This window comes from Rhodoferax sp. (assembly GCF_014859475.1).
GTDB lineage: Bacteria > Pseudomonadota > Gammaproteobacteria > Burkholderiales > Burkholderiaceae_C > Rhodoferax.
Genome location: NZ_JACUUE010000165.1, coordinates 1 through 5,417, shown reverse-complemented (window position 1 = coordinate 5,417; position 5,417 = coordinate 1). Strand labels below are relative to the sequence as shown.

The following is a 5,417-nucleotide window of genomic DNA, read 5'->3' as shown; positions in this document are numbered from 1 at the left end:
GGGTCAGACCACTCGCGCAGCGACGTGCTCTGACCCCAACACTTTGTCGGATGTCACACTCTCCCAACACGCACGGTTCTCACGCATCACATTCACTTAGCATGCTAAGTGCTTCATTTAGAACGATTTTTGCCTTAATTAAGGCTTTAAATCACTTCTAAGTCTTTGATTTCATTGTTAAAAATTTGTTGCAAACGGGTTTGCATGCACCGATTTTGCTGCTACAGTGCAAAAAAGTGCAATTTAGTGGGGAATTGTGCTTTTTTCCCACCGTATTCCACTTCGTTCTGAAAATCAAAGGTCAGCAATCGTGTTTCAAGGGGCTTCCGCATTAAGTCTGGACGCAAAGGGTCGGCTCTCGGTGCCTACCCGGCATCGCGACGTCTTGAGCGCTACCGCAGCTGGCCAACTCACCATCACCAAACACCCGCACGGTTGCCTGATGATTTTCCCGCGCCCCGAATGGGAAAAGTTCCGCGAACGCATTGGCGCCTTGCCGATGTCGGCGCAGTGGTGGAAGCGCATCTTTCTGGGCAATGCCATGGACGTCGAAATCGACGCCACCGGGCGCGTGCTGGTTTCGCCCGAGCTGCGCGCGGCTGCCGGCATCAGCAAGGAGTCGGTGTTGCTGGGCATGGGCAACTTCTTTGAGTTGTGGGACAAGAGCACCTACGATGCCCAGGAAGCCAAAGCCATGCAGGGTGACATGCCCGATGTCTTCAAGGACTTCTCTTTCTGAAGGTCGGCGGTGCAAACTCCATGGACACACACCACCGTCTTGTTGAGCGAAGCTGTTGATGCTTTGCTTGGCGCATCCGATGCGGCCGGTGCGGCACCGGTGTTTGTCGATGCCACCTTTGGCCGCGGCGGCCACAGCCGCCTGATCTTGTCGCGGCTGCCAACTGACGCGCGCCTGATCGCCTTCGACAAGGACACCGAGGCGCTCGCTGAAGCGGCCACCATTGACGATGCGCGCTTTTCCATTCGCCATCAGGGCTTCAGCCACTTGGGCGAACTCCCCGATGCCAGCGTGGCGGGCGTGCTGTTTGACCTGGGCATCAGCTCGCCCCAGGTGGACAACCCGGCGCGCGGTTTCAGTTTCAGGGGGCAAGGCCCGCTCGACATGCGCATGGACACCACAAGGGGGCAAAGTGTGGCCGAGTGGCTGGCGGATGCCGATGTGGACAAAATTACGGAGGTCATACGTGACTATGGCGAAGAACGGTTTGCTGGCCCCATTGCAAAGGCGATTGTTGCGCGCCGACAGGCTCGGGGCCCCATTTCAACCACCACTGAACTGGCCAGTATCGTGGCTGACGCGGTCAAAACCCGTGAGCCGGGCAAGGACCCTGCAACGCGCACATTTCAGGCTTTTCGGATTTTCATCAATGCCGAGCTTGAAGAGCTGCAACAGGCGCTAGCCGCCGCGCTCAAGGTGCTGCAGCCCGGCGGGCGGCTGGTGGTGATCAGTTTCCATTCGCTCGAAGACCGTATTGCCAAACAGTTTTTGGCAAAACATTCGCGCGAGGTGTTTGACCGCCGGGCGCCGTTTGCGCCGCCGCAGGTGATGCAGTTCAAGGTGCTCGCGCGCGTCAAGCCCGGCGCTGCCGAGGTGGCCGCCAACCCGCGCGCGCGCAGCGCCATCATGCGGGTGGCCGAGCGAATCGGCAGCGCCGCACCGGAGCAGCAGGCATGACGCGGCTTAACCTTGTGCTGCTGCTGGGCGTGCTGCTCAGTGCCCTGTACCTGGTCAATGTGCAGTATGCGTCGCGGCGCGTGTATTCGGAGCTTTATCGGGCGCAGACGCAGGCGCACCGATTGGCAGCGGAAAACGAAGCCCTGCAGGTTGAAAAACGCGCCCAGGCGACCTCGGTGCGCGTCGAGAGGTTGGCCAAGTCGAAGTTACAGATGCGCGCAGCCACGCCTGCGGTCACCGTCTATGTGACCTATGCCAGCCAGGCCGCTGCGGCAGAACCTGGCAACGCCGCGGCGGTAGCGACCCGTGCGGCCAGTGGAAGCCAGCCATGAGCCGCGGCATCACCTACACCTCAAGCCCCTTGCTGGCCAGCCCGACGCCGGTGTGGCGCAGCAAGTTCATTGTGGCCACCATCGCGCTGGCTTTTGCCGGTCTGATTGCGCGCGCGGTCTATATTCAGGTGATCGAGAACGCATTCTTTCAGAAGCAGGGTGAAGTGCGCTTTGCCCGCACGCTGGCGCTGCCGGCCAACCGCGGCCGCATTCTCGACCGTAACGGTGTGGTGCTGGCGTCGAGCATTCCGGTGCCCAGCATCTGGGCCATCCCGGAAGACGTGCCGCGTTCGCCCGAGGCGCTGAAAAAGCTGGCCAGGCTGCTCGGCATGCCGCTGGCAGCCCTGAATAAAAAGCTCGAAGACGAAGATAAAACTTTTGTCTGGCTCAAGCGCCAGGTCGATGCCTCGGTGGGCAAGGAAATCGCCGCGCTGGGCCTCAAGGGAATTTACCAGCGCAAGGAGTACAAGCGCCAGTACCCCGAGGGCGAGGCGGCGGCGCACGTGGTGGGTTTTACCAACGTTGAGGACCAGGGCCAGGAGGGCATGGAGTTGGCTTTCAACAAGGCGCTTAGCGGGCGCAATGGCTCGCGCCGTGTCATCAAGGACCGCATGGGTCGGGTGGTGGAAGACGTGGGCGAGCAAATTGCGCCGGTCGATGGCCGCGACCTGCAGCTCAGCATCGACAGCAAGGTGCAGTTCTTTGCCTACCAGTCGCTCAAGCAGGCGGTGCTGCTGCACAAGGCCAAGGCCGGCAGCGTGGTGGTGCTCGATGTGCAAAGCGGCGAGGTTCTGGCGCTGGCCAACTACCCCAGTTTTGTGCCTGACAAGCGCCGCAACCTGAGCGGTGCGCAGTTGCGCAATCGGGCCCTGACCGACACCTTTGAGCCCGGCTCGGCCATGAAGCCCTTTGTGATTGCGCAGGCGCTGAATATGGGCATGCTGACGCCCGAGACGCAAATTCAAACTGCCCCCGGGCGCATGACGATTGGCAGCGCCACCATCAGCGACTCGCACCCGCAAGGCCTGCTCAGCGTGACCGGCGTGATCCAGAAGTCGAGCAACGTTGGCACCGTCAAGATCGCCATGCAAATGGCACCCCGCAAAATGTGGGAGATGTTCAGCCAGGTTGGCTTTGGCCAAAAACCCGTGCTGCCGTTCCCGGGTGCTGTGAGCGGGCGCCTGCGTCCCTACAAGAGTTGGCGCCCGATCGAGCAGGCCACCATGAGCTACGGCTATGGCGTGTCGGTGAGCCTGTTGCAGCTGGCGCACGCTTACACCATCTTCGGTCGCGACGGCGACCTGGTGCCGGTGACCATGTTCAAGACGACCGAGCCTGCCATGGGCGTGCCGGTGATCGAGGCGCGCCATGCCCGCGCCGTGCGCCACATGCTGCATCTGGTGACGCTGCCCGGCGGCACGGCGCAAAAGGCGCAGGCCATGGGCTACTCGGTGGGCGGCAAGACTGGCACCGCGCGCAAGGTCGAGGGCAAGGGATACGCCAGCAAAAAGTACCGCGGCATCTTTGCCGGCTTGGCACCCATCGACGCGCCGCGCATTGCCGTGGCGGTGATGATCGACGAGCCCAACAACGACAAGTACTACGGCGGCGATACGGCCGCCCCGGTGTTCAGTCAGACCGTGCAGCAAACCCTCAAGGTGCTCGGTGTCGCACCCGACATGTCGGTGGTGCCACAGGTCATCACCGACGCGGTGGAGGAGAGTTTCTGATGCTGCAGCAACGCCACAGCCCGCAAGAAGCCGCCGCCTGGCTGCGCGCGCGCGTCACCGGCACGCTGCGCACCGACAGCCGCCAGCTGCAGCCCGGCGATGGCTTGCTGGCCTGGCCCGGCGCCGCGGCAGATGCCCGCGCCCATGTGGCCGGCGCGCTGGCGGCGGGCGCGCAGGCCTGTCTGGTGGAGCATGAAGGCGTGCAGGCCTTCGGTTTTTCCGATACCCGGATCGCCACTTACCAAGGTTTGAAATCTGCCAGTGGTCTCGTGGCCGATGCCTGGTTTGGCGCACCGAGCCAAAGCCTGGCGGTGCTGGCTGTCACCGGCACCAACGGCAAGACCTCAACGGCCTGGTGGCTGGCGCAGGCCTTGTCGAATCTGCCAACGGCCGAAGCTATGCCCTGCGGTGTCATCGGAACACTCGGCGTTGGCGTGCCGCCGAACCTTGTGAGCACCGGCCTGACCACGCCCGACCCGGTGGCCTTGCAGGCGGCGCTGGCTGACTTTGTCAAGCAAGGCCTGCGTGCCTGCGCCATCGAGGCGTCCTCGATCGGCATCGAAGAGCAGCGCCTGGCCGGCACCCGAATTCACACAGCGGTGCTGACCAACGTGACGCAAGACCACCTGGACTACCACGGCGACATGGACCGCTACTGGCAGGCCAAGGCCGGCCTGTTCGCCTGGCCCGGTTTGCGAGCTGTCGTGATCAATGTTGACGACCCCTACGGCGCCGTGCTGGCCGACCAGTTGGCTGATGGCGCGCTTGATGTCTGGACGCTGTCGATCACCCCGGGCGCTGCCAATCACGCCCGCATGCAGGCGCAGGATATCTGCTATGAACCCCAGGGCGTGGCCTTCAACGTGGTCGAGGGCCGGCAAAAGCTGCGCCTGACCACGCAGCTCATCGGTGCCTTCAACGTGAGCAACGTGTTGGGCGTGATCGCCACCCTGCGCACGCTGGGCATACCGCTGGCCGCAGCCGTGCAGGCCTGTGCGCATTTGTCACCGGTGCCGGGCCGCATGGAATGCGTCAGCGCGCCGCAGCAGCCGCTGGTGGCGGTCGATTACGCCCATACGCCCGATGCGTTGGCCCAGGCGCTCGACGCGCTGCGGCCGCTGGCCCAGGCGCGTGGCGGCAAGTTGTGGTGCATATTTGGCTGTGGCGGCAACCGTGACACGAGCAAGCGCCCGCTGATGGGCGCGGTGGCCGCAGCGCACGCCGACCGTGTGGTGGTCACCAGCGACAACCCGCGCCTTGAAGCCATGGATGCCATCATCAGCCAGATACTGCTCGGCCTGACGGGCGTGGCCGACGTGCAGGTGGAGCCCGACCGGGCCTGCGCCATTGCGCAAACCCTGGCGCAGGCCGCGCCCGCTGATGTGGTGCTGCTGGCCGGCAAGGGCCATGAGGACTATCAGGACATCGCGGGCCAGCGCCTGCCTTTCTCGGACCTGGTGCAAGTCAGGAAGGCCTTTGCGCCATTGGCTGGATTGCCGGACCACGGCCTCGCCTCCCCGGAGCCGATCGTCATTGCGAACGAAGTGAAGCAATCCATGACTGCCGGACTACTTGGACTGCCGCGCTGCGCTTTCCAGGAACACCCCCGTCATTGCGAACGAAGTGACGCAATCCATGCCCCCGGAAGTCATGGATCGC

The 5,417-nt window shown here is 63.4% G+C and carries 5 protein-coding genes; all 5 read left to right on the top strand.

Features of this window, described 5'->3' with window-relative positions; genetic code table 11:
* The first annotated feature begins 310 nt into the window (after positions 1-310).
* Positions 311-739 (top strand): division/cell wall cluster transcriptional repressor MraZ, encoded by a 429-nt coding sequence (gene mraZ, locus IBX54_RS11940; protein WP_296542875.1) that lies wholly within the window; start codon positions 311-313, stop codon positions 737-739.
* Between the two features lie 9 nt (positions 740-748).
* Entirely contained in the window at positions 749-1,696 is a 948-nt protein-coding gene (gene rsmH / locus IBX54_RS11935; RefSeq protein WP_296542874.1) for a 16S rRNA (cytosine(1402)-N(4))-methyltransferase RsmH, read from the top strand.
* The gene (ftsL, locus tag IBX54_RS11930) at positions 1,693-2,028 is read left to right on the top strand and encodes a cell division protein FtsL (protein ID WP_296542873.1); all 336 of its coding nucleotides are present in this window, start codon (positions 1,693-1,695) and stop codon (positions 2,026-2,028) included. Before rsmH ends, ftsL begins: the two co-directional genes overlap by 4 nt.
* Complete coding sequence (locus tag IBX54_RS11925; RefSeq protein WP_296542872.1) at positions 2,025-3,758, top strand: penicillin-binding protein 2; 1,734 nt, start codon at positions 2,025-2,027, stop codon at positions 3,756-3,758. The genes ftsL and IBX54_RS11925 overlap by 4 nt, the downstream gene beginning before the upstream one ends.
* The coding region (locus tag IBX54_RS11920) for a UDP-N-acetylmuramoyl-L-alanyl-D-glutamate--2,6-diaminopimelate ligase (protein WP_296542871.1) at positions 3,758-5,417 on the top strand (1,660 nt) is incomplete at its 3' end. The genes IBX54_RS11925 and IBX54_RS11920, both read left to right, overlap by 1 nt.